Origin of the sequence: Pseudoalteromonas sp. S1610 (assembly GCF_005887465.1) — a bacterium.
GTDB lineage: Bacteria > Pseudomonadota > Gammaproteobacteria > Enterobacterales > Alteromonadaceae > Pseudoalteromonas > Pseudoalteromonas undina.
In genome coordinates this window covers 1-431 of record NZ_PNDI01000197.1, presented here as the reverse complement: position 1 = coordinate 431, position 431 = coordinate 1, and the positions used below count along the sequence as shown (strand labels likewise).

The 431-nt window shown below is 41.5% G+C and carries 2 protein-coding genes; both read left to right on the top strand.

Going from position 1 to position 431, the window contains the following annotated elements; genetic code table 11:
- Positions 1–252, top strand: a 252-nt coding sequence (locus CWB77_RS18375; RefSeq protein ID WP_249931459.1) for a HisA/HisF-related TIM barrel protein, incomplete at its 5' end; no start/stop codon positions are given.
- Positions 243–431: phosphoribosyl-AMP cyclohydrolase (locus CWB77_RS18370; protein ID WP_283957555.1), on the top strand; the 189-nt coding region annotated here is incomplete at its 3' end. The genes CWB77_RS18375 and CWB77_RS18370, both read left to right, overlap by 10 nt.

Sequence of the window (431 nt, the reverse complement as noted above, 5' to 3'; positions counted from 1 at the left end):
AATAGGTTGATCCATGATGGTGTTTGCAAAGCAAAAGACACCGAGCAACTAAGCAAAATACGCCAGCTGAGTGATATTCCTTTAATCTCCTCAGGGGGTGCAGGCAGTAAGCAAGACTTTGTTGATGTCTTTCAACAAAGCGAAGTCGATGGCGCATTGGCAGCAAGCGTTTTTCACAAAAATGTGATTAACATTGGCGAATTAAAACAATATTTAACCGATAACCAAGTGGCAGCAAGATTATGCAATTAACACAACAAAACCAAACCCAAGTTGATTTTGCTAAAAGCGAAATGATCCCTGCTATTGTTCAGGATGCCCGCTCTGGCGTTATTTTAATGCCAGGCTTTATGAACCGCGAAGCGTTAAAAGTTACGCTTGAGAGCAATAAAGTGACCTTTTATTCGCGCTCTAAATCGCCTTTAGTGACC